We start from the raw sequence: 24716 nt of genomic DNA on the forward strand, positions 1-24716 counted from the left end.
CTATTTATTTTTCTTTATCTGAATAAGAATATCCATAATGATTGTAACCATAGTTGTAATAACTGCTGGCTTTTTTCACTACGCCATTAAGTATACAGCCTTTCACATTTACACCGCTTTGCTCAAATCTCTTAATACTAGTCACGATTTCTTTAGGTGTATTAACTTCAAACCGGGCGACCAGAAGTACCGTACCAGCAATACGCCCAATTATAGCTGCATCAGTTACTGCCATAATCGGTGGGGTATCCAAAATTACGATATCATATCGTTTGGAAACATCCTCGATCAAAGCATCAAACCTCTCATTCATTAACAGCTCTGACGGATTCGGGCGAACCTTTCCTCTAGAAATAAAATCAAATCCAGCAGACTCAACGGTTTTAATCGAATTTTCTATTGTGGATAACCCAGATATCACATCAGCCAGTCCATTATTGTTATTTAGATTAAAAATAGTATGCGCATACCCTTTTCTCATATCAGTATCAATGAAAAGGACTTTTTTACCACTCTGAGCAATAATGGCAGCTAAATTACTACTGATAAAAGTTTTACCCGCATCTGGACTAGCACCAGATATCATTAATACATTATTTTTAGCTTCTAACATTGCAAAATGAAGGCTTGTTCTTAGGCTTCTAATTGCCTCAATAGCTAAATCTGTGGGGTTATCAATAGAAAGGAATGAATGCTTATCATGTCGTTCAAATCCAGAACGGTTTCCCAGCGTATTCTTTTTACTGACCCACTCAGAAACTGGCACACTTGAGTAAACACTTATACCTAACTCTTCCAGTTGCTCAGGAGATTCGATTCCTCTTCTTAAGAGAGTTCTCATTAATACTAATGCAGCCGATACAAAAATACCAATAAATGTACCAATAAGAATTATTAATAACTTTCTTGGCTTCACTGGCTTTGGTTCTGTTACAGCATTATCAATAATTCGCACATTGCCAATAGCACTCGACTTAGCAATATTGAGTTCTTGCTGACGGTTCAAAAGCATCATATATACCGCTCTACCCGACTCTACATCACGGCTCAATCTTAATACTTCTTGCTGTGTTGCCGGCATTTCAGAAACACGCTCACTTATTTTCGCTTTTTCATCAGTAAGCGTTTTTCTCTTTTCTAATAATGCTTTATATGTCGGATGTGTTTTTGTATATAATTGAGATATTTCTGCTTCTTTGAAAGTTAATTCATTAATTTGGTTATCAATATTAACGATCTGGTCGAGAACTGTCTTTGCCTCCATAGATAAATCAACTGTATCCTTTTTTCTACGATACATATTTAATTTATCTTCAGCAGAATCGAGTTCACTTCTTACAACAGGCAACTGTTTTTGTAAGAAATCGAAACTTTTTTCGTCTTGAGCAGCCTGCCGAGAAATATTTTGTTCTAGATAATTTTGACTAATTTGATCCAAAATTCTAGAAACTTTAAGAGGGTCTTCTCCTGTGAGAACCAGGTTAAGCATCCCACTATCCTTACCTTGATCTACTGCAGCGAAATTATCAGCCAAATCATTTATAGCTTTAAGTCGTGTAAGATATTTTACTTTGAATTCTTGTCCCGTTTCTGCTTCGATATTATCTACAAATATCGAGAGACCATCTTTTGTCAGAAGTTGACCAACCTTTCCATTTATTTTGAAGTCATTACCTGATGGTTCTGTACCTTCAATTGTATAATTATTAGCATCGATGACTTTAAGTATTATCTCAGGGTAATTATCTTCTTTTCCCTTGCCAGGAAGATAAAGTCGACTAATTTCAATCTTACCGTCATCTGTTCCGATCAATCTATGAAATATACGACCAACTACAGGAAAATAATTTGGCTTGATGACTGTCTGGAGATTCATATCATCAACCGTTTTACCAAGAATCATTCTCGATTGAAGTAAAGCAATTTCTGGTGCAGATTGAGGTTGCTCATCAGGCATTAGCTGGCTCAAATTACTCAGTATAGCATTGGCCTGCTTTTGTTCTACTTGTATAAGCACGTCAGCTTGGTAAATTGGTGTTGCAAAAAATGAATAAGCTACTGACACAACCATGAACGCTGTGGTAATCGCAACGATAAGTTTTCTATGGTCTATTAACTCACCGACAATTCGTCCTAAGTCAATATCTTCATTATCCGGTGACTTTGGTTTATTTGTGATTACAGATGACATTTATTAGCTTCCTGAATTATCAGTTGAGTTTTTTCGCCCAGCTCAAACATGCATTTTCTATTAACTTGTAGACAGATTCGAATGCTTCCTGGCTTTTCCGATACGGATCGGGAATCTCTCTTTGGTTATCCCAATGTCCAAGTAACATAATCTTTCCTCTTGACTCAGGAGATATTTCGCAAATCTTTTCCATATGTGACTTTTCCATAACAAGGATAAGATCATACTGTTGCGCAAGTCTTGAGCTAACCTTCTTCCCTTTGTGATTATCCACTGACAATCCATGCTTAAAAGAAACCTCTATTGCAGAAGTATCCGCTGGGTGATCAACCAAGGCTCCTGTACCTGCCGAATCTATTTTTTTCTCTGGCAACAAGTTGCGAAGTATTCTTTCAGCTATCGGTGACCTGCAAATATTACCAGTGCATACTACTAAAATTGAATTAAACATTATGGATTCCACTGACGAAGATAACGAGCCCCTTCGACCATATCATGCACACCGGTAATGGTCGGCACCAACTGGGAAACTACACGGTTCCAACGGACGACTGGTGCGGTTGTCACATAGACAATATCGTAAGGCTGCAGCTGGAATTCAGTACCCAGTACCATTGCCGAAGCGTCTTTAGCATTTAGCTGGTAGATATTGGCAATCTTACCGTTTTTATCGCCCTTCAGCTGGCGCACCACGAAGACACCCTGCGCATCACCCATCGCCTGCGAGATACCTTCCGAGTTCCCCAGCGCTTCGGCCAGCGTCATACCGCTGCGGTCCATTTTCAGGGTCGACTGCTTGCCGACTTCGCCCATCACAAACACTTTCAGATCGTCGTTACGCGGCACGTAAAGAATATCACCGGGGAACAGCATCTTGTTCTGGGTCAGGTCACCCTTCTGCATCAGCGCATACAGGGAAAGTTTTGATTCCTGACCGTTGTGGGTCAGCACCACGTTGCGCCAGTCGGCATCCGGGGCCAGGCCACCCGCAGCGTTGATTGCATCCATCACCGTTAACGGGATATTGGTAATCGCCTGCTGGCCAGATTTAATCACTTCACCGGTCACGTAGGCTTTCTGCGAACGGAAGGCCGCAATGCTTACGTCAACCTGCGGGCTTTCAATATAGGTAGTCAGGCGGTTGCTGATTTCCTGACGAATCTGCGCCAGGGTTTTGCCGGCAACCTGCACCTTACCAATATAAGGATAGAAAATGGTGCCGTCGGCATTGACCCAGTTACCGGTGTCGCTGGCGCTGCGGTACTGGCCTGCCGGGGTGGTCAGCTCAGGGTGATCCCATACGGTTACCATCAGCACATCGCCCACACCAATACGGTATTCATAATTACTGAGTAACGCGTCAAGCTGAGGGTTAGGACGGGAGATCACCGGGGCCGGGCGTAACTGATCGATCAGATTTGGCGTCATCGGGAACACGTTAACCATTTTGCTAACGTCAAAATCGCTATCCTGGGATTTAATCACATCCTTATCAGAAGTGCTCAAGCCCTGGCCAGGTATCACGGTACAACCACTTAATAACCCAATTGCTGCTGCAACCACCGAAAGTTTCAAATATTTCTTCGTCATAAGTTCATATCATCAATGAATAAGAGAGTTATCTGCCAGTATCCGTTTTAGGGCGCAATTACTAACAGTCGTCATTTTTATCTGCTGCATTCAGCAGCAATAAATAGCCTGAGCTTAGAAGGTGAATGCTCTATCGGGTCTCTTTACCAACCATAGCCAAAACGTTATGAAAAGTTACCGTGATTCTGGGAGCCCATCCTGGTATCACATCGTGACCGCAGCCAGAGTGACGAAAGGGGTGTATTGCTTCGGGTAGAGTTCTACCGGCTAAAAGTGGAACAGACGGCGCTGCTGTTGCTCTCATATGCTTAGATTTCCCCCTGTGCATCCCCCCAGGATGCTGTGTTACGTGTGCACACTGTAAAAAATGTGTTGTCGATGCTGATAATTCAGGCCTTGCAGAAGTATCAAAACGTGCTGTTTGAATCAGCACAATACTACTTCAGGCCTGATAATGAGGCCACTTATAACCACAATTTTTCGCTAAAAATTATCTTCGGTTTCGGGCTGCAAGAGCGATAACTCTGAAAACATCTCAGACAGGCCGTTAATATTTCACGTACTACGTTTTTTTGCGGTCAGGAATGAAGTCATTCCCGGGTTAAAGCGAGGAGTTTAATTAAACTTTTTGTAGGGTAAAACGCGCTGAATTATCCTTAATTCTTATATGGGATTAGCCATTATTCTGAGATGAAAAATGTACAGCACAGAAGCAACCAAAAATAAAAATCATTAAAATCATAAAGATACAAAAAATTTACGGCTATATCATTTCTTTAGCTGGCAATGACATGCATTCAGAATCTAAAAAAAGAAAATATAGCAAGTGGTTCTAACTGGAATAAATCTGAATTTTTTTGCACGTTTTCTGATTATCAACTATAAATTTTCAGGTATACGAAAATTAGATGACACTATGATTAAATTTGCTGTAGCGGTGTAAAAACGAGCGGGCTGTTTGATTAAAAAATATCACCCGTCCAGGCAGGCTACCGCCCCTGGCTCAACAGCTACCAGTGCACTGTGCTACTCGGCGATAATCATTAACCACATTCAATGCCCGGTCAGGTCGCGATCGGATAGAGCCTCCGAACGCGTTCCAGGCTGGTGTGGTTGTACTAGTGAATTGGAATTATTCTAAGGTAAATATCTGTCAATTGGGAGTGCTATATACTGATCCAGGCGTTTTCCAGACGGCTCTGAGTCGTGGAAAATTTATGGTATAAATCCTAATAAACACCAACAAATAAAATTCAACTCTATGATTTATAAGTAATTTTATTTTGATGTATATATTGATAACCGCAAAGGAAATTATTAGCAGCAGAAATAATAGGAATTTTCTCATCAGGCCTAATCTCGTAAAACGCACACCCCAGCGCATATAAATTAATCAGCAAGGGTTATTTTTCACGATATTTAACTGCCTCATCGTGGTATTTAAATTCAAAGCCTCGTCATTCGTGTCCATCCTCACTGCAATCCCCCCTCTACAGCCCTATTCAACAGATTAATATCTTGCTTGCCATGCATTCAAGGCGGATACAATTCTGCTTGAAGCTAAATTTTCAGCATCTACATTAACTTACTCCCGACACCCTGATGCGCGTTGTTTTCCCAGAGTATTCTCCACCGGTTTTGCTATACACTCTGCCGATTGCCATCCGGCGCGTTCATTTCAGGAGTCTGTAGATCATGATTATCCGTCCCTACACTGAGGCCGATCGTCCTTTCCTGCGTACGCTGTTTCTTGCTGCTCGCAGGCATAGCTGGACCTGGCTGGACGATAGCGACTGGCGTTTAGAGGATTTTGACCATGCCACGCTGGGCGAACGTATCCTGGTGGCGGAACTGGATGGTCATCGTGTAGGTTTTGCTGCCGTACTGGAGCAGGATAACTTCCTGCACAGCCTGTTTGTGGACCCGGAGTGGCAGGGAAGCGGTGCGGGAAGCGCACTTTTACAGGCGGTACAGCGCTCGTTTACCTCGACCGGCGCGTTAAAGTGTCTGGCCGAGAATTTACAGGCGCAAAGCTTCTATAAGAAACATGGATGGCGAACGGTGGCACAGGGCGAGAGTGAACAGGGTGAGTATCTTTTAATGCACTTTGTGCTTTAACGGTTGATACCGCAACTTATGACACTGGAATGGCATAGTGTTCCACGCATCATTTTACCCCTCACCAATCCCCGGCTTATCACGCCATACTGGTTAGATTCGTTCTGATACCAGCGGCAGCGGCGAGAATGGAAGCCACGACCGTTGCAGTAATGACCTGGTTTTAATATTGGCACGGCCACGTTCATCCGTGGCTTTTGATGCAGACAAAGGATGTTTGGCATGCTGAATATTTTTCACACTATCGATCTGATAGGGACTTTTGCTTTTGCCCTGAGCGGTGCTACCGCTGGGGTAAGAGAGGATTTTGATATTTTTGGCGTGTTCGTACTGACAGCGGTTACTGCCATCGGAGGCGGCGTCATGCGCGATATCTGCATCGGCACGTTACCGCCGGCTGGCCTGGTCAGCCTCAGCTATTTGCTGGTGATTGTCGCAGCGGTCATCTGCGTGGCGTTTTTTCAACGTCTCATCCTTTCATTTGAACGTGCCACGCTGTTTTTTGATGCGCTGGGGCTGGGATTTTTTGCCGCGTTTGGTGCCAATAAAACCTGGCAGCATACGCAAAATGTTGAGCTGTCTATACTCCTGGGGTGCGTCAGCGCCGTTGGTGGAGGGTGTTTGCGCGACCTGATGATCGGTAAGCCGCCAACCATCTTCAGCCAGGATATCTATGCCAGCGCAGCGTTAATTGGCGCAGCAATAGAAATAAGCGGTTCGGCCGGGTATGTCCCGCATATCTATAGCACCTGGGCAGCGATTATCATCTGCACACTGCTGCGGCTGGTGGCGTTGAAATATAAAATCGGCTTGCCGTCCATTAAACATAACGGACTATAATACCCCTTTCGCAATAAGATCACGCCAGTAAAGACGATGACCAGCAGACCCCTTCACGAACAAACAGGCATCAGTAAAAATGCCTATAGCATGTTGCAGTATTTGCAGCGTATCGCCCGTGGCGACCGGAATTTTATCATGCAGGATACGCTGCTCAATCATCGCTGCAACGTGTCGCCCGACAACGATTTCACGCTGATTCTTGAGCTGTTTGACGCCGGAAAAATAGATTTTGACTATTCGATGGTGGACGGCTTTCAGCAGCGGCACGTACGCCTGGCGTAACGGTCGGGCGATGATGCCCGCCCGTTAACGGCGCTCTGTTTAAACCGCGCGGAAGGAAATATCTTCCGGAATCACTTCGCCCTGCCAGTAAAGACGGGCAGCAACGCTACCGGCCAGCTGGCGATAGAGCGTGGTGAACTCGCTGTCCGGCCTGCGCACGACCGTCGGTTCGCCGTCGTCCAAATCTTCCCGCAGGCTGATATGCAGCGGCAGCTGGCCAAGCAGCCGGGTGTGATACTGCTCCGCCAGGCGCTCTGCCCCACCGGTGCCGAAGATCGGCTCGTGGTGGCCGCACTGGCTGCAAATATGAATGCTCATGTTCTCAACAATGCCCAGCACCGGCACATTCACCTTCTCGAACATCACAATCCCCTTGCGGGCATCAATCAGCGCAATGTCCTGCGGCGTGGTGACCACCACTGCCCCGGTCACCGGCACGTTCTGCGCCAGCGTCAGCTGAATGTCACCGGTTCCCGGCGGCATATCCAGCACCAGGTAGTCCAGATCCGGCCACAGCGTTTCGTTCAGCAGCTGCATCAGCGCTTTGCTGGCCATCGGGCCGCGCCACACCATGGCATTATCGTCGGTCACCAGATAGCCGATAGAGTTGGTCGCCAGGCCGTGGGCGATAATCGGTGCCATATGCTTGCCGTCCGGCGAGCTGGGCCGCTGCGCTTCGGTGCCCAGCATATCCGGGATCGACGGGCCGTAGATGTCCGCATCCAGCAGGCCGACCTTCGCGCCCTCGGCGGCCAGCGCCAGCGCCAGGTTAACCGCAGTGGTGGACTTCCCTACCCCGCCCTTGCCGGAGCTAACGGCGATGATGTTTTTCACGCCGTTCACCCCGGGGCGGTTTTTCACCCGCTGCAGGGTGGCGACATTAAGCGACAGCCGCCAGCTGATGGCTGAGGCACCGCTGAGGCGCAGCAGTTCGGCGCTAACGGTCGATTTCAGCGTTTCAAATGCGCTCTGCCAGGCAAACGGCAGAGTCAGTTCGATGTGCAGTGTGTTGTCTATTAATGCGCAGTGTCGAAGTGCCTTCAGCACGGTAAGATTGTGCTGCAGGGTTGGATGCTCAAAGGTGGCCAGCACCCCCATGACGATTGCGCGCAGCGCTTCGGGCTTCGCTTGTGACGTCATCCCGGCTCCTTGTTCTGGTCTGTAATAAAGAATGCGTTATAGCGCTAAGCATATCAGATCCCGCCCTGCCCCGGGGAAGCGGGGCCGTAAAAATCCCCCTGTGGATGAACCCCTTGTTTACGCAGGGAGTGGCTTTCGGTTACCATCTAAACCCCTTTTTCAACAGGTAAAGCAAGTCTCACTATGACTCAAGTCGCGAAAAAAATTATGGTAACGTGCGCCCTGCCGTACGCCAACGGTTCCATTCATCTCGGACACATGCTCGAGCATATCCAGGCAGATATTTGGGTCCGTTACCAGCGAATGCGCGGCAACCAGGTTTACTTCATCTGCGCCGATGACGCACACGGTACGCCGATTATGCTGAAAGCCCAGCAGCTGGGCATCGCACCGGAGCAGATGATCGCCGAAATGAGTCAGGAACATCAGACCGACTTTGCCGGTTTCGATATCAGCTACGACAACTATCACTCAACGCACAGCGAAGAGAACCGTGAGCTGTCCGAGCTTATCTACACGCGCCTGAAAGAGAACGGTTTTATCAAAAACCGGACCATTTCCCAGCTTTACGATCCGGAAAAAGGCATGTTCCTGCCGGACCGCTTCGTTAAAGGCACCTGCCCGAAATGTAAGGCCCCGGATCAGTATGGCGACAACTGCGAAGTGTGCAGCGCCACCTACAGCCCAACCGAGCTGATCGATCCGAAGTCGGTGGTTTCCGGCGCGACGCCGGTGCTGCGCGATTCCGAGCACTTCTTCTTCGATCTGCCGGAATTCAGCGCCATGCTGCAGGCCTGGACCCGTTCCGGCGCGCTGCAGGAGCAGGTTGCTAATAAGATGCAGGAGTGGTTCGAGTCTGGCCTGCAGCAGTGGGATATCTCCCGCGATGCACCTTACTTCGGCTTTGAAATTCCTGGTGCGCCGGGCAAATATTTCTACGTCTGGCTGGATGCGCCTATCGGCTATATGGGCGCGTTTAAGAACCTGTGCGATAAGCGCGGCGATATCGACTTCGATGCATTCTGGAAGACCGACTCCGACGCGGATCTCTACCACTTTATTGGTAAAGATATCGTCTATTTCCACAGCCTGTTCTGGCCGGCGATGCTGGAAGGCAGTAACTTCCGTAAGCCGACCAACCTGTTCGTGCACGGCTATGTGACGGTTAACGGCGCGAAGATGTCCAAATCGCGCGGCACCTTTATTAAGGCCAGCACCTGGCTGCAGCATCTGGATTCCGACAGCCTGCGCTACTACTACGCAGCGAAACTCTCTTCCCGCATCGACGATATCGACCTGAATCTGGAAGATTACGTTCAGCGCGTGAATGCGGATATCGTGAATAAAGTGGTTAACCTGGCCTCGCGCAACGCCGGCTTTATCAATAAGCGTTTTGGCGGCCAGCTGTCTGCGGAACTGGCGGACCCGGCGCTGTATAAAACCTTTACCGATGCATCAGAAAGCATTGGCGAAGCCTGGGCCAGCCGCGAATTTGGCCGTGCGGTGCGTGAGATCATGGCGCTGGCCGACGTGGCCAACCGCTACGTCGACGAGCAGGCTCCGTGGGTAGTGGCGAAGCAGGAAGGCCGCGATGCCGATCTGCAGGCCATCTGCTCAATGGGCATTAACCTGTTCCGCGTGCTGATGACCTGGCTGAAGCCGGTGCTGCCGCAGCTGAGCGATCGCGTTGAAGCGTTCCTTAATCAGGAACTGAGCTGGGAAGGCATCCACCAGCCGCTGCTGAGCCACAATATCGCCGCTTTCAAGGCGCTGTATAACCGCGTTGAAATGGATAAAGTTAACGGCCTGATTGAAGCGTCGAAAGAGGAAGCCGCTGCCGCAGCGAAACCGGCTGTAACCGGTCCGCTGGCCGACGACCCGATTCAGGACACCATTACCTTCGACGACTTCGCCAAAGTGGATATGCGTATTGCGCTGATCCAGAATGCGGAATTCGTTGACGGCTCCGACAAGCTGCTGCGCCTGTCGCTGGATCTGGGCGGTGAAAGCCGCCAGGTATTCTCCGGTATTCGTGCCGCCTATCCGGACCCGGCGGTGCTGGTCGGCCGCCTGACGGTGATGGTGGCGAACCTCGCTCCGCGTAAAATGCGCTTCGGCGTTTCCGAAGGAATGGTGATGGCCGCAGGCCCTGGCGGTAAGGATATCTTCCTGCTCAGCCCGGACAGCGGCGCACAACCTGGTCAGCAGGTGAAGTAAGCCGTTCTTAACAGGGGCGAGCGGGCAACCGTTCGCCCCTTTGTTATTTCTGCGATTGTCCTACCGGGTAGCGCATCAGGTCATTTAATCGTATGATTAACGTTCTGAAATTCAGGAGGTTATCATGCGCCGCGCCCCGCTGATTCTGTGGCAGTTTATCCGCGCTTTTTTCATTATCTACCTCTGCCTGTATGTGGGTATCGGCATTTCCAGCCTGCTTCCCGTCACCATTCCCGGCAGCATTATCGGCATGCTGGTGCTGTTCGCCCTGCTGGCTACGCAAATCCTTCCCGTTGAGTGGGTCCGGCCCGGCTGTAGCCTGTTTATCCGCTATATGGCGCTGCTGTTCGTGCCGATTAGCGTCGGCGTGATGAACGATATGGATATTCTTACCGCGCAGTTTGGCCCGATTGTGGTTTCCTGCCTGGTCAGCACGCTGATTGTGCTGGTCACCGTCGGCGTGTTGTCCCAGCGTATGCACCGCCAGCCGCTGGCGCCTGAGGGGGAACGCGATGAGTGATATGTGGTGGTCCATTCCGTTAACGGTCGTGGTGTTTCTGGCGGCGCGTCAGCTTGCCGCACGGGTGAAGATTTCTATTGTGAATCCCCTGCTGATTGCTATGGCGGTGATTATTCCACTGCTGCTGCTGCTGCAAATCCCCTATACCCGCTATTTCCAGGGCAGCGCCATCCTGAATAGCCTGTTGCAGCCCGCTGTGGTCGCCCTTGCGCTGCCGCTGTATGAGCAAATGCATCAGATCCGCGCCCGCTGGAAGTCGATTATCAGCGTCTGCTTTATCGGCAGTATCACCGCGATGATCTCAGGGACTGCCATTGCCCTGTGGCTCGGTGCCACACCCGAGATCGCCGCGACCCTGTTGCCGAAATCAGTGACCACGCCAATTGCCATGGCGGTGTCCGGCTCGCTGGGCGGGATACCGGCGATCAGCGCAATCTGCGTGCTGATGGCCGGGGTGCTGGGCGCGGTGTTTGGCCATATGCTGCTGAATCTGCTGCGGGTGCGTGCCGCCTCCGCCCGTGGGCTGGCGATTGGCAACGCCTCGCACGCTATCGGCACCGCCCGCGCGGTAGAAATGGATGCGCAGGAAGGGGCGTTCAGTTCGCTGGCGCTGGTGCTGTGCGCCATTATTACCTCACTGCTGGCACCGTTTATTTTTCCCGTACTGCTGCACTGGCTGGGGTAAAACTTGCGAGAGATCTCGCATTTTGTTTATCAATTTCATTTATTACACTGACAGAGAGATGCAGATCACATATAACTGGCTGCCGGCTCGTTAACATGAGCCAGCATCCAGCATAAAGAGGCCTAAAATGCATCCAAGATTCCTGGCAGCCTTCGCCACGCTTCCCGAGCCATTACAGCATGCCATTCGGCCGATTCTCTCTTCTGCGGAGTTTTCTGCCCGCATCAGCGCCGATGAAGCGGCAATATTGAAAAAGCAGTGTGGCTATAACGACAGCGAACTGGCCTTTGCCCTGCTGCCGCTGGCCGCAGCCTGCGCACAGGCCGCGCTGTCCGATTTTAAAGTCGGTGCCATCGCACGCGGTGCCAGCGGCACGCTATGGTTCGGGGCCAATATGGAATTCAGCGGCACCACCATGCAGCAAACCGTTCACGCCGAGCAGAGCGCAGTGACCCACGCCTGGCTCCGGGGCGAACGCGCGCTTGAAGCGATCACGGTAAACTACACCCCCTGCGGCCACTGCCGCCAGTTTATGAACGAACTGAACAGCGGTACCGCCCTGACCATCGAGCTGCCGGGCCGGTCGGCGGCCACGCTGGGCGACTATCTGCCGGATTCGTTCGGTCCGCGCGATCTGAACATTACCACCCTGCTGATGGATAACGTCGATCACGGCGTGGCGATCCGGGGCGATGCGCTGGAACAGGCGGCACTGGCGGCGGCCAACAGCAGCCATGCGCCGTACAGCCAGGCATGGAGCGGCGTAGCGCTGGAAACGACCGACGGTACGATTTTCGCCGGGCGCTATGCGGAAAATGCCGCCTTTAACCCAACTCTGCCGCCGCTGCAGGGCGCGCTGAATCTGCTGAATCTTGCCGGATACGCCAGCAGCGATATTTCCCGCGCGGTACTGGCCGAAGCGCCGGAGGCGAAGCTCAGCCAACTGTCCGCCACCGCTGCCACCCTCAGCGCGCTGGGCTGTACCCGCTTCAGCACCATTCCTCTGATTCAATCGTAAAAATCCGCCAGTACTTCGAGAAAGATCCCAGCTTTTGTTATTACTTGTTAACAAAAGCTGTATTTTCAGATGATTTATTCTAGGATTGGCCCCACATCATCACGATAGCAACCAGAGTACGAATTGCATGGAACTCGAATACGAAAGTAAACGATCGCTTTACATCCCTTACGCCGGTCCGATCCTGCTGGAATTTCCCCTGCTGAACAAAGGCAGCGCCTTCTCGATTGAGGAGCGTAATGACTTCAACCTCAACGGCCTGCTGCCTGAAACGGTTGAAACCATTGAGGAACAGGCCGAACGCGCCTGGCGGCAGTTCCAGGATTTTAAAAATAATAACGATAAACACGTCTATCTGCGTAATATCCAGGACACTAACGAAACCCTGTTCTATCGCCTGCTGGACAACCATCTGGAAGAGATGATGCCCATCATCTACACCCCAACGGTGGGTGCAGCCTGTGAGCACTTCTCTGAGATCTACCGCCGCGCGCGCGGTCTGTTTATCTCCTATCCGAACCGCGCCAGCATTGAAGACATGCTGCAGAACGCCACCAAGCAGAATGTAAAAGTTATCGTCGTGACCGACGGCGAGCGCATTCTCGGCCTGGGCGACCAGGGCATCGGCGGCATGGGTATTCCTATAGGTAAGCTGTCGCTCTATACCGCCTGTGGCGGCATCAGTCCGGCCTACACCCTGCCGGTGGTGCTGGATGTCGGCACCAACAATCAGCAGCTGCTGAACGATCCGCTGTACATGGGCTGGCGCCACCCGCGCATTACCGGCGAGGAGTACGATAACTTCGTCAACGAATTTATTACCGCCGTGAAAAGCCGCTGGCCGAACGTGCTGCTGCAGTTTGAAGACTTCGCGCAGAAGAATGCCATGCCGCTGCTGGAGCGCTATCGTAACGAAGTTTGCTGCTTCAATGACGATATCCAGGGCACCGCCGCCGTCACGCTGGGTACCCTGCTGGCCGCCAGCCGTGCAGCGGGCAGCAAGCTGAGCGAGCAAAATGTGGTGTTCCTCGGTGCCGGTTCCGCCGGCTGCGGTATCGCCGAGCAGATTATCGCCCAGATGAAATCCGAAGGGCTGAGCGAAGATGAAGCGCGCGCCCGCGTATTTATGGTCGACCGCTTCGGCCTGCTGACCGACAAGCTGCCAAACCTGCTTAACTTCCAGAGCAAACTGGTGCAGAAAAGCGAACGTCTGGCCAACTGGGACAGCAGCAGCGATTCGCTCTCACTGCTGGACGTGGTGCGCAACGCGCGTCCGAGCATTATGATCGGCGTTTCCGGCCAGCCGGGGCTGTTCAGCGAAGAGATCGTGCGTGAAATGCATAAGCACTGCCCGCGCCCGATTATCATGCCGCTGTCCAACCCGACTTCCCGCGTAGAAGCTACGCCGCAGGACATTATGGCCTGGACCGACGGTCAGGCACTGGTCGCCACCGGCAGTCCGTTTGCACCGGCGATCTGGAAGGATAAAACCTACCCGATTGCCCAGTGCAATAACTCCTATATCTTCCCGGGTATTGGCCTGGGCGTGATTGCCTCCGGCGCGACCCGCGTAACCGACAGCATGCTGATGGCCGCCAGCCGTGCGCTGGCAGAGTGCTCGCCTCTGGCTAACGAAGGCTCCGGCCCGGTACTGCCAGAAGTGAAGGATATTCAGGGCGTGTCAAAAGTCATTGCGATGGCCGTAGGCAAAGCCGCACAGCTGGCGGGCGTGGCGGTGGTCACCTCGGAAGACGTGCTGTCCAAAGCCATTGCCGCCAACTTCTGGCTGCCGCAGTATCGTAACTATCGCCGGACTTCTATCTAAGAAGAATCTGCCGGGCGTCACACTGCGCCCGGCTATTTGTGTGAAAAACCGCCATACGGCGCGCCGTTGCTTGCTTCCCCTCTCTCCCTACAGTAGCCTTGAACCACCCTGTCTTCGCAATTTCGAGCACCGTTCAGTATGTTGAAACGCCTGGCTTATGGTCTGATTATCATCATCGTTCTGATGGTTCTGACCGCGCTTGGCCTGGATCGCTGGATGAGCTGGAAAACCGCCCCCTATATTTACGACGATTTGAAATCCCTGCCCCACCGTCAGGTTGGCGTGGTACTGGGCACCGCCAAGTATTACCGGACCGGGGTGATCAATCAGTATTACCTGTATCGCATCCAGGGTGCGATGAACGCCTATAACAGCGGCAAGGTGAACTATCTGCTGCTGAGCGGCGATAACGCCCAGCAAAGCTATAACGAACCGATGACCATGCGCCGTGACCTGATTGCGGCTGGCGTGGAGCCGTCCGATATCGTGCTGGACTACGCCGGTTTCCGTACCCTCGACTCCATTGTGCGCACCCGCAAGGTGTTCGATACCAACGACTTTATTATTATTACCCAGCGCTTCCACTGCGAGCGTGCGCTGTTTATCGCCCTGCATATGGGGATTCAGGCGCAGTGCTATGCGGTTCCCTCGCCAAAAAACATGCTCAGCGTGCGGCTGCGTGAAGTGGGTGCTCGCCTTGGCGCACTGGCCGATCTGTACCTGATGAAGCGCGAACCGCGATTCCTCGGGCCGCTGGTGCCGATCCCGGCGGTACATGAAGTGCCTGAAGACGCGCAGAGCTACCCGGCAGTCACCCCGGAGCAGCTGCTGGAAATCCAGCAGAAAGGAAAGTAACCACCACTCGCATTAGCCAGACATGGACCGGGAGTTGTCGAATGAATGAAGTCACCACACGCAAACGCTGGATAGCGGAACTGCTGCTGGTTTGCGTTGCCGCCGGATGGGGAATTGGCTTCCCGGTGATGAAGCAGGCGGTCGCCCTGCATCCGGTGCTGATGGTGCTGGGGCTGCGCTTCCTGCTCTCTACCCTGCTGATGTTGCCCTTCAGCGCCAAAAGCCTGGCGGGCATCGGTGGCCGAACGTACCTTGCGGGCATTTCTCTGGGTCTGCTGCTGGGCGCAGCGTTCGTCTTTCTTATCCTCGGGCTGCAAACCACCACCGCATCGAATACCGGGTTTCTGGCCGGACTGGCGGTAGTCTGGGTACTGCTGCTCTCCGGCCCGCTGGCGGGTAAGCTGCCTTCTGCTTCGGCGATTATCGCCGTGCTGTTTGGCGTGGCCGGTTTGCTGGTGATGTCCGATATGCACGACTGGCATTTGCAGTGGGGCGATTCGCTGGTGATTATCGGTTCGGTGTTCACGGCGCTGCATATTCTGGCGCTGGATAAGCTCAGCGTCCGCCACGACAATACCGCACTGACGTTCTTGCAGGTTGCCACCATGGCAGCGGTGATTATGCTGATGCAGCATGCCACCGGCGGCGAATGGTTCCCGCAGACATGGGACGGCCCGCTGGTGTGGGCCCTGCTGGTGACGGCGCTGTTTTCTACGGTGATCGCCTTCTGGGTGCAGACCCACTATCAGCGCTATACCTCGCCGACGCGCGCGGTGCTGATCTACAATCTTGAGCCGGTGTTTTCCGCGCTGTTCGCCGTCTGGCTGCTGCATGAAAACCTGTCGGTCAACGTTCTGCTGGGTGGCGCACTGATTCTGACGGGGATGTGTATGCCGGGGCTGATTTCTCTTCTTGCGCAGCGGTTTGGAAAGGAAAAGGTGCCTGAGGCGGGCGCTATTGACTAATGGATTGGCAGAATTGCAGAAAGGTGACATCACCCGCTTCGATATGAAAAGGGCTGCATCATGCAGCCCTTTTCACAAACAACTTACTTCTTACGCGCGTACTTCAGTGAATCCAGCGCCACCGCGAAGATAATGATGCCGCCCTTGATGATGTACTGCCAGTAAGGGTTAACGCCGATATAGGTCAGGCCGTAGTTGATCACCGTAAAGATGATCACCCCGGTCACCACACCTGCTACCGTACCCACGCCGCCGGCAAACGACACGCCGCCCACCACGCAGGCCGCAATCGCATCCAGCTCGTACATAAAGCCAAGGTTATTGGTGGCGGAACCGATACGGCCCGCTTCCAGCATCCCACCGAAGGCATAGAACACGCCGGACAGGGCGTAGACCAGGATCAGGTTGAACGGAACGTTTACGCCAGAGACTTTCGCCGCTTCCGGGTTACCGCCGATAGCAAAGATATTTTTACCGAAGCGGGTTTTATTCCACAGTATCCACACCAGGAAGATGGCGATAATCGCGTAGAAGGTGATGTACGAGAGTTTAAAGTCGCCCATGCGGATAAAGCCCTGCGCAAAGGTAGAGAACTTCTCGTCAAAACCAGCCACCGGTGACGCACCAACATAGTCGTAATACAGCGAGTTAATGCCGTAAACGATAATCATCGTACCCAGCGTGGTGATAAACGGCGTTACCTTGAGGTAAGCGATAATCAGGCCGTTCACCAGGCCAATCAGCGCACCCACCGCACAGACAATCAGAATAACCAGCGCAATCGGCATGGTTTCCATATGAGGAAACACCTTGTTGGCGTTATCCATCGACTGCAGCAGCGTTGCCGCCACTACTGCCGCCAGGCCAACCTGACGACCGGCAGACAGGTCGGTCCCCTGGGTAACAATCAGCCCCGCCACGCCCAGTGCAATAATGACGCGCACGGAGGACTGGGTAAGAATATTACTCAGGTTCATTAAACTTAAAAACGTTGGGTCCTGGATAATGATAACTGCCAGCAGAACCAGCAGCACCACGTAAATTCCGCCCTCTTTTAACCAGGTGAGCGCATTCTTTTTATTCACTGCATTCATAGTAACAGCCCTTACATCATTAAAGGTGCAACGATGCCAAACGCAATATTTCGTTTTGCGTGGTGTTTTTCGTTTCGACAATGCCTGCAACCAGGCCATTACTCATTACCAGTATCCGATCGGTGATGCCTAATAACTCCGGCATTTCCGAGGAGATAATAATGATTCCCTTATCTTTCTTCGCCAGCTCGGCAATCAGCTGATAAATTTCAAACTTCGCGCCAACGTCAATACCGCGCGTCGGTTCATCCAGCATTAATATTTCCGGCTGAGTCAGCAGCCAGCGACCAATAATCACTTTCTGCTGGTTACCGCCGGAAAGCGAACCAATCGACGTTTTATGACCCGGGGTTTTTACCCGCATGGAGTCAATGACCCACTGGGTATCGCTTTTCATCCGGCTGTTATCTAGCAGACCAATATTATTTTTATACTTACGGATATTTGAAATCAGCGAGTTAAAGCCGATATCCAGATAGGCGTAAATACCGGTTGAACGGCGCTCTTCGGTGACCAGCGCAAAGCCGTGGTTTATGGCTTCATTGGCACTGTTATTTTTAATCGGCTTACCGTGCAGGCGGATTGTACCTGCGGATTTCTCGCGGATGCCAAACAGCGTCTCGACGATATCGGTTCGCTTAGCCCCCACCAGCCCGGCAATACCGAGGATTTCGCCTTTGCGCAGGTCGAAGGAAACGTCGCGGATCGACGGCTGGCGCAGCGAGGTCAGGTTTCGCACCTCCAGAATGGTTTCCCCCGGTACGTTGTGCTTATCCGGGAAACGCTGGTTAAGCGAACGACCGACCATCATGGCGATAATCTTATCCATATCCAGCCCTTCCAGCGACTGGGTGGCAATCCACTGGCCGTCGCGCAGAATGGTGATCTCATCACACAGCTGGAAGATCTCTTCCATTTTGTGCGAGATATAGATAATGCCGCAGCCGCGATCCTTCAGTTTACGAATAATGGTAAACAGATGGTTAACTTCTTTTTCGGTCAGCGATGACGTTGGCTCATCCATAATAACGATCTTGGCGTTATAGGAAAAAGCCTTGGCGATTTCGATCATCTGCATTTGCGAAACGGAAAGTGATACCACCTTATCGCGCGGATCGATATCAATATCCAGCTCGTCGAAGATCGCTTTCGTATCGCGATACATTTTTTCCTGATCGACGAAGAACCCTTTTTTTGGATAGCGGCCAAGCCACATATTATCCATGACGGTACGTTGCAGAACGAGGTTTAATTCCTGATGCACCATCGACACGCCGTTTTCCAGCGCCTCTTTAGAGCTTTTGAAATTAACTTCCTCCCCCTGAAAAATAATGCTCCCCGAGTCTTTACTGTAAATGCCAAACAGGCATTTTAATAAGGTCGACTTACCGGCACCATTCTCCCCCATCAAGGCGTGAATTGAATGCGGACGGACTTTTAGATTCACATTATCAAGCGCTTTAACTCCCGGGAATGACTTATTTACATTCGTCATCTCGAGCAAAAATTCGCGCTGCGTTTGCACGTTATCACTGCCCATAATTCTACCTGGCTGAAAGGGTGACCTGATTCAACGCCTGATGCGGAGCAGAGCGCTCCGCATCAGGTGATACTTATTTCGCGAACTGTGACAAATTGTCTTTATCGACAGGAACGTAAGCGACGCGAACCACTTTACCGTCCAGTTTGTAGTTGGTGCCTTCGGTAGCCGGTTTGCCCGCCGCCAGGTTTTTCGCCATATCGAAGGTGGCTTTCGCCTGGTTATCCGCATCGTTCAGCACGGTGCCGGCCATTGCACCGGATTTCACCAGCGCCAGCGCTTCCGGCAGTGCATCCACGCCGAATACCGGCACGGAAGACTTGTTGTGGGCCTTCAGGGCTTCAACGGCACCCATCGCCATCGCGTCGTTGTTAGCGATCACCACTTCGATTTTGTTGCCGTTCGGGCCAGAGAGCCACGCATCCATCTTATCTTTCGCCTGAGCGGTATCCCACATCGCGGTATCCAGATGCAGCTGCTGGGTTTTCAGACCGTCTTTGTTCAGGGTATCGATCACGTATTTGGTACGCGCTTCGGCATCCGGGTGGCCCGGCTCGCCTTTCAGCAGCACGAACTGGATCTGGCCGTCTTTGTTCAGATCCCAGGCCGGGTTGGCCTTCCAGTGTTTTTCAATCAGCTCGCCCTGCTTAACGCCGGACTCTTTAGAGTCGGTACCGACGTAATAGGCTTTGTCATAGCTGGCCAGCGCTTTCGCCGAAGGCTCTTTGTTAAAGAACACCACCGGAATATCGTTGGATTTTGCTTTGCTGATAATCACATCAGCCGCCGCCGGGTCAACCAGGTTGATGGCCAGCGCCTTCACGCCTTTCGCTACCATGACGTCAACCTGGTCGTTCTGGGTTGACTGGCTGTTCTGGGAGTCATTCATCAACAGCTGAACGTCCGAGCTGTTTTTGGCTTCTTTCTCAATGGCCTTGCGCACCACCGACATAAAGTTGTCGTCATACTTATAAATGGTCACGCCGATACGGGTATCAGCAGCGTGAGCAGCAGCGCCAAACATCATGCTGGCGACCAGGGCGGTGAGAGTGAAAACCTTCTTATTCATGGTATCTCCGGTTTTTTTGTAGGGTAGTACTCAACGCAATGCGGGCACAGCGTGCTCGCGTGGCGATCGATTCGTGGGCGGCGAAACAGAGTTGTTGCGCGGGCCGACTATGGCTAACACCAAACCCGACGTCCGTGTGCGGAAAGGCTTCCTGAATGCTGTATGTAAACACGTTTAGCAGTGCTGATTAACGACAGCGAGAAAGCCAGCCCTGTCGTTACATCATGTTTCAGCCCCTGCAGACGCTGCCATCATAGAGAAGGCCATGTTAATTAACTGTGAATTTACTCACAGATTGAAAACGGTTACACCAGCAAATCGCCTGAGTTAGTGACGGCCGACACACTTTGCCGCAGCGCCACCGAGTGACGGCGCACCAGCGTCGGCATAAAGCAGTGCTGGGCGCTGTGATCCAGCTGCCCGGCTGCGCCTTTCAGCGCCAGTTCGGTAGCGAGTTTTGCCATAGAAACAATAGGATAGCGTACAGTGCTGAGCTGAGGATCGGTGTAACGCGAGATAGGAATATCATCAAATCCAACGACGGAAAGCTGTAACGGCACGGCAATGCCGTTGTCTTTCAGCGCTGCCAGCGCACCGGCGGCCATGCTGTCGTTGTAGGCAAACACCGCGCTGAGCTGAAGATTACGCCCCAGCAGCTCGACCATGGCTGCTTCTCCGCCCTGTAAATCCGGTTCGCCGCAGGCAGACCAGCTCTCGGCCGGGGTAATCCCCTGCTCGTTCATCGCCTGCATCCAGCCGTGGCGGCGCTGATCGTCATCTTCAATCGGATGGGCCGAACCAAGATAACCGATGCGCTGATGCCCATGCTGTAACAGCATGCGGGTCGCCATCAGCGCGCCGCTGACGTTGTCCAGGCACACGCAGCGATGGGCAAATCCGGGGATGATGCGGTTGATTAACACCATACCCGGCACCTGCTGCATCAGCGACGACAGCTCGTCATCACCCAGTGCTTTTGCATGCACAATCAAGGCGTTGCAGCGCTGGCGAATCAGCACTTCAATGGCGTGGCGCTCTTTATCCGCCTGATGATAGGAGTTGTTGATGAGTACGTGTTTGTGCAGGCGCTGGGCAACGGTATCAACCGCTTTCACCAGCGCGCCAAAGAAGGGATCGGATACATCCATCACCACCACGCCGATGGTATCGCTGACCTGGCTGGCCAGCGCCTGCGCGTTGGCGTTAGGGCGGTAGCCCAGCTGCTCAACGATTTTTAACACGACGTCGCGGGTTTCCCCGGTAACCGCCGCGCTGTTATTTAACACGCGGGAGACGGTCGCCACGGAGACGCCCGCCTCACGGGCGACATCACGAATGGTAATCATGACCGATTACCGCAGAAGATAAGATTTTGCATAGCCCTTCCTGACCTTGACGCGTTTCTGCCGTCTATTTTGTCAGTGAGGCCGTTCCAGCTACGTGAATTGCGTCACATGCCTGAAAACGGTTACATACAAACTTTTAACCTTTGTGATGCCTGTCATCTTCTCCCTGCGCTGGCAGCCCCAGCGACGTCAGCCGACGCCAAAACCACTCCAGCGGCCCCTGGCGGAACAGTCGCAGCCAGAAGAGAGAAAACAGCAGGTTAACCAGCCAGATAGCAGGGACAATCGCCAGCAGCTGTAAACGGCTAAAGTGGTTAAACAGCGCAAAATGGTTGAACAGCGTGGTGCAAATCAGCGTCTGTAGCAGATAGTTGCTGAGCGCCATTCGACCGACGGCGCTGACCGCTTTGGTGATTACGCGCCGCTGTAGCTGCGGCCAGTAGCCGAAACAGAGCGCGGCATAGCCCAGTGCCTGTAATGGCGCGCTGACTTCGCGCGGCACCTGTAAGAAAAAGCCCGACCAGCGGAAGCTCCAGCCGGTCATCCACTGCAGGGCAATCGACGGAATTTCAATTGCCACGCCGGTCAGCACCAGCAGCCAGCCCGTGCGGCGATAGTGCTGCACGCTGAACGTACCGCGCAGCCAGCCGCTGCGCATCAGCGCCGCGCCGCACATCATCAGGCCCGCCAGCTGCCAGCCGTACTGTGCGGCCAGCGCCATCAGCGCCGATCCCAGCATATCCAGCCGGTTGCGCAGCGCCTCCCAGCCACCGTGAGTGCGCCAGAAGGTTTCATATTGGATGTCTGCGGCACCGGGTAGCCACGAGCTGTTGGGATTTGGCCCCGAGGCCATTCCCAGCACCACCAGAATGGCGCTACCGACCACATACAGCATCAGACCGGTATTAAACAGCTGCCGCGTGCCGGGGACATCGCGGATCATTCGCCACACCACCAGCCCCACCAGGCCGTACGCCAGCAGAATATCCCCTTCCCAGAACAGCAGGCCGTGCAGCAAGCCGAAGATCACCAGCCACGACAGCCGCGACTGTAACCAGCGTTTACCGCGCGGCAGCAGCATCTGTAGCCCGGCACCGAACAGGATGGCAAACAGGGTCAGGAATTTAGCCTGCGCCAGCAGATCCATCGCCGACCAGACCCACAGCTCGGAAGCGGCAGGCATGCCGTGCCAGGCCGGATTAAGGTAGGCGGCTTTCGGTAAGGCAAAGGAGGTGATGTTCAGTAGCAGGATGCCAAGAATGGCGACCCCGCGGATAAAATCCAGCGTGGCAATACGGGTTACGGGTGCATTCATCCAGGGAGGTTCATCTCTTCCGGTCGCCCGGGCGTGGATCGACAACGGGCAGACCGGCAAAACCGGCCTGCCCCTACAGTGCAGGATGTCGCCTCAGGCTGTCAATCAGCTGTGACGTACCGCACGCAGGAACTCCTGCCGGGTATTCTGGCTGGACTTGAACAGCCCGCCCAGGGAGGTCGTGGTGGTGGCGCTGGTGGCATCGCGAATGCCGCGCGCCTTCACGCAGTAGTGCACCGCGTCGATGGACACCGCGACGTTGTTGGTGCCGAGCAGCGTTTGCAGCGCCACGAGGATCTGCTGCGTCAGTCGTTCCTGCACCTGTGGGCGCGAAGAGAAGAACTGCACGATGCGGTTGATCTTCGACAGGCCAATCACTTTATCTTTTGGGATATAAGCCACGGTTGCCTTACCGTCGATAATCACGAAGTGATGTTCACAGGTGCTGGTCAGCGTGATATCGCGCACCGTCACCATTTCATCAACCTTCATTTTATTTTCGATCACGGTAATTTTCGGGAAGTTGGCGTAATCCAGGCCGGAAAACACTTCGTTCACGTACATTTTGGCAATACGCTGCGGGGTTTCGCGCAGGCTGTCATCATCCAGATCGAGGTTCAGCAGCTGCATAATTTCGGTCATATGGCCGGCAATCAGCTGTCTGCGGGTTTCGTCATCCATTTCACGCACGGGAGCGCGTAGCGGGGTTTCCAGCCCACGAGCAAGCAGTGCTTCATGAACAAGTGCGGCTTCCTGACTCAACGTCGCCATGTGATTTTCTTCTCCAGCAGGTGACCAGCCGGGCGCAACGGGCCCGGCGAAATTTCTGAGGCGGTATTTTGTAATACAATCGGCGCGCGATCCAGTGAATCAATTTAATTGTCGATGAAACTGTTTCATTCAGCCGCCGCATCGCGCCGCCAGACCAGCGCGGCGGCCACCAGCAGCGCCACTCCAGCCACGTACAGCGCCGGTTCCAGCCGCCCGACTAGCGCGGTGGATATCGCCGACAGCAGCGGCCCCACCAGCTGGCCGAGGGCATAGCCGGTGGTCAGCAGCCCGGCCAGATAGCGGGTATGCCGCGGTGCCAGTTCGCGACCGTACTGCAGGGACAGCTGTACCACGCAAAGGAAACCGCCGCCGACCAGCACCGCGCCCAGCACCAGCCCGCCAATGCCCGGCAGCAGATCGGACGCGAATACGCCGACGGCCTGTAATACCAGTACGTATACCAGCCGCCGGTTGCTATGGCCGTAACGGCGGGTCAGAATCCCCGCCAGAATCCCCACCACCGCCGCACCGCCGAACACCGGCCAGGCGAATTGAGCAAAGGCACTGCCGGGAAAGCGTGCCGCCGCCATCTGCGACAGGAACGTCGCAGGCAGGATATAGCCGAACCCCGCCAGGCTGTAGCTCCACACCAGTTTTTTCAGACCGGCGGTCAGCTTCAGCGGCTCCGGCGCGGTGTCAGGGCGATGTAGCTGGCCGCTGCGCGGCAGGTTGCGGGCAATTAACAATACCAACAGCAACGCCATCACCCCGTAGGCCAGCCAGGCCATGGCGGCACCGATCTGCCAGTGATGCAGCAGCACCGCCATCATTCCGCTGAGGAAAATTCCGGTGCCCGGCCCGGCAAACACCGCCGCGCTGAGCGCCGGGCGCCCGTAATGGTGCAGCTGTTCATTACTCCACGCGGCGATCAGTACCATCGCCCAGCCGCTGGCCCAGCCAATAAGAAAACGCACCACGCCGTGCCACCACGGCCCCGCAATGCAGGCGGAAAGCAACGTCAGCGCCACCGCGCCCCAAATTCCCGCCTGTAGTCGCCACTCCACCCGCCGGGTGGCACGCATCGCGTCCCAGGAGCCAAACAGGTAGCCGAGGTAGTTTAAGGCGGCAACCACCCCGGCGCTGGTCAGCGACAGCTGGCGATCGTCTATCATTAAAGGAACCTGCGGGGTAAAGGCGAAACGCCCGATCCCCATTGCTACCACCAGCGCCAGAAACGCGCTGAATGCCACACGCACTGCCATTTTGTTCTCCCATGCCCGATTTTCATTGCCAGTAGTCTATGCGATCGGTAAACTCTCAAAAAGTGAATAA

21 protein-coding genes are annotated in these 24716 nt (G+C 53.3%); 10 read left to right on the forward strand and 11 right to left on the reverse strand.

Annotated elements, in window-relative coordinates; all coding sequences use genetic code 11:
• Positions 1-4 precede the first annotated feature (4 nt).
• From JOE09_RS14005 to JOE09_RS14015, 3 genes are read right to left on the reverse strand one after another with little or no spacing between them, the layout of a single operon-like run.
• Entirely contained in the window at positions 5-2191 is a 2187-nt protein-coding gene (locus JOE09_RS14005) for a polysaccharide biosynthesis tyrosine autokinase (protein ID WP_205066206.1), read from the reverse strand.
• A gap of 19 nt (positions 2192-2210) precedes the next feature.
• Positions 2211-2642, reverse strand: a complete 432-nt coding sequence (locus JOE09_RS14010) for an arsenate reductase/protein-tyrosine-phosphatase family protein (RefSeq protein WP_239553095.1) — start codon at positions 2640-2642, stop codon at positions 2211-2213.
• Positions 2642-3781: a polysaccharide export protein gene (locus tag JOE09_RS14015; protein WP_205066208.1), complete on the reverse strand. Its 1140-nt coding sequence runs from the start codon at positions 3779-3781 to the stop codon at positions 2642-2644. The genes JOE09_RS14010 and JOE09_RS14015 overlap by 1 nt, the downstream gene beginning before the upstream one ends.
• A 1695-nt stretch (positions 3782-5476) precedes the next feature.
• Between JOE09_RS14015 and JOE09_RS14020 the strand changes: the two genes are divergently transcribed.
• The 3 genes from JOE09_RS14020 (at position 5477) to JOE09_RS14030 (ending at position 7024) form a co-directional block, all read left to right on the forward strand.
• Positions 5477-5899, forward strand: coding sequence for a GNAT family N-acetyltransferase (locus JOE09_RS14020; protein WP_200545962.1), 423 nt, complete (start codon positions 5477-5479; stop codon positions 5897-5899).
• A 222-nt stretch (positions 5900-6121) separates the two neighbouring features.
• The gene (locus JOE09_RS14025) at positions 6122-6739 is read left to right on the forward strand and encodes a trimeric intracellular cation channel family protein (protein WP_205066209.1); all 618 of its coding nucleotides are present in this window, start codon (positions 6122-6124) and stop codon (positions 6737-6739) included.
• A gap of 36 nt (positions 6740-6775) precedes the next feature.
• On the forward strand, positions 6776-7024 hold the full coding sequence (locus JOE09_RS14030; protein WP_105591363.1) for a hypothetical protein: 249 nt from the start codon (positions 6776-6778) through the stop codon (positions 7022-7024).
• Positions 7025-7063: 39 nt separating this feature from the next.
• Here the strand turns inward: JOE09_RS14030 and apbC are convergent, their stop codons facing one another.
• On the reverse strand, positions 7064-8164 hold the full coding sequence (gene apbC, locus JOE09_RS14035; protein ID WP_205066210.1) for an iron-sulfur cluster carrier protein ApbC: 1101 nt from the start codon (positions 8162-8164) through the stop codon (positions 7064-7066).
• Positions 8165-8347: 183 nt separating this feature from the next.
• On the opposite strand from apbC, the gene metG reads away from it, so the two are divergent.
• From metG to JOE09_RS14070, 7 genes are all read left to right on the forward strand, one after another.
• The gene (gene metG / locus JOE09_RS14040) at positions 8348-10381 is read left to right on the forward strand and encodes a methionine--tRNA ligase (protein ID WP_205066211.1); all 2034 of its coding nucleotides are present in this window, start codon (positions 8348-8350) and stop codon (positions 10379-10381) included.
• A 124-nt stretch (positions 10382-10505) separates the two neighbouring features.
• Positions 10506-10901 carry a CidA/LrgA family protein gene (locus JOE09_RS14045; RefSeq protein ID WP_200545957.1) on the forward strand — a complete coding sequence of 132 codons (396 nt, stop codon included), beginning with the start codon at positions 10506-10508 and terminating at the stop codon, positions 10899-10901.
• Positions 10894-11586 carry a CidB/LrgB family autolysis modulator gene (locus JOE09_RS14050; RefSeq protein ID WP_200545956.1) on the forward strand — a complete coding sequence of 231 codons (693 nt, stop codon included), beginning with the start codon at positions 10894-10896 and terminating at the stop codon, positions 11584-11586. Before JOE09_RS14045 ends, JOE09_RS14050 begins: the two co-directional genes overlap by 8 nt.
• Positions 11587-11713: 127 nt before the next feature.
• Positions 11714-12604 (forward strand): cytidine deaminase, encoded by an 891-nt coding sequence (cdd, locus tag JOE09_RS14055; protein ID WP_205066212.1) that lies wholly within the window; start codon positions 11714-11716, stop codon positions 12602-12604.
• Between the two features lie 127 nt (positions 12605-12731).
• A complete protein-coding gene (locus JOE09_RS14060) occupies positions 12732-14429 on the forward strand; it encodes an NAD-dependent malic enzyme (protein ID WP_205066213.1) in 1698 nt (565 codons plus the stop codon).
• A 138-nt stretch (positions 14430-14567) separates the two neighbouring features.
• Complete coding sequence (gene sanA, locus JOE09_RS14065) at positions 14568-15284, forward strand: outer membrane permeability protein SanA (protein ID WP_105591356.1); 717 nt, start codon at positions 14568-14570, stop codon at positions 15282-15284.
• 41 nt (positions 15285-15325) lie between these two features.
• Positions 15326-16249 (forward strand): DMT family transporter, encoded by a 924-nt coding sequence (locus JOE09_RS14070; protein ID WP_205066214.1) that lies wholly within the window; start codon positions 15326-15328, stop codon positions 16247-16249.
• Positions 16250-16332: 83 nt separating this feature from the next.
• Here the strand turns inward: JOE09_RS14070 and mglC are convergent, their stop codons facing one another.
• From mglC to JOE09_RS14105, 7 genes are all read right to left on the reverse strand, one after another.
• Positions 16333-17343, reverse strand: a complete 1011-nt coding sequence (gene mglC / locus JOE09_RS14075; RefSeq protein WP_205066215.1) for a galactose/methyl galactoside ABC transporter permease MglC — start codon at positions 17341-17343, stop codon at positions 16333-16335.
• 19 nt (positions 17344-17362) lie between these two features.
• A complete protein-coding gene (gene mglA, locus JOE09_RS14080; protein ID WP_205066216.1) occupies positions 17363-18883 on the reverse strand; it encodes a galactose/methyl galactoside ABC transporter ATP-binding protein MglA in 1521 nt (506 codons plus the stop codon).
• A 73-nt stretch (positions 18884-18956) separates the two neighbouring features.
• Positions 18957-19952 carry a galactose/glucose ABC transporter substrate-binding protein MglB gene (gene mglB / locus JOE09_RS14085; protein WP_205066217.1) on the reverse strand — a complete coding sequence of 332 codons (996 nt, stop codon included), beginning with the start codon at positions 19950-19952 and terminating at the stop codon, positions 18957-18959.
• A gap of 305 nt (positions 19953-20257) precedes the next feature.
• A complete protein-coding gene (galS, locus tag JOE09_RS14090; RefSeq protein WP_205066218.1) occupies positions 20258-21298 on the reverse strand; it encodes an HTH-type transcriptional regulator GalS in 1041 nt (346 codons plus the stop codon).
• Positions 21299-21434: 136 nt separating this feature from the next.
• Positions 21435-22613: a DUF418 domain-containing protein YeiB gene (gene yeiB, locus JOE09_RS14095; RefSeq protein ID WP_205066219.1), complete on the reverse strand. Its 1179-nt coding sequence runs from the start codon at positions 22611-22613 to the stop codon at positions 21435-21437.
• 105 nt (positions 22614-22718) lie between these two features.
• Positions 22719-23384: a GTP cyclohydrolase I FolE gene (gene folE, locus JOE09_RS14100; protein WP_105591349.1), complete on the reverse strand. Its 666-nt coding sequence runs from the start codon at positions 23382-23384 to the stop codon at positions 22719-22721.
• A gap of 125 nt (positions 23385-23509) precedes the next feature.
• Positions 23510-24646, reverse strand: coding sequence for a YbfB/YjiJ family MFS transporter (locus JOE09_RS14105; RefSeq protein ID WP_205066220.1), 1137 nt, complete (start codon positions 24644-24646; stop codon positions 23510-23512).
• Between the last annotated feature and the right edge of the window lie 70 nt (positions 24647-24716).

The sequence above is a fragment of the Pantoea coffeiphila genome (assembly GCF_016909495.1).
Classification (GTDB): domain Bacteria; phylum Pseudomonadota; class Gammaproteobacteria; order Enterobacterales; family Enterobacteriaceae; genus Erwinia; species Erwinia coffeiphila.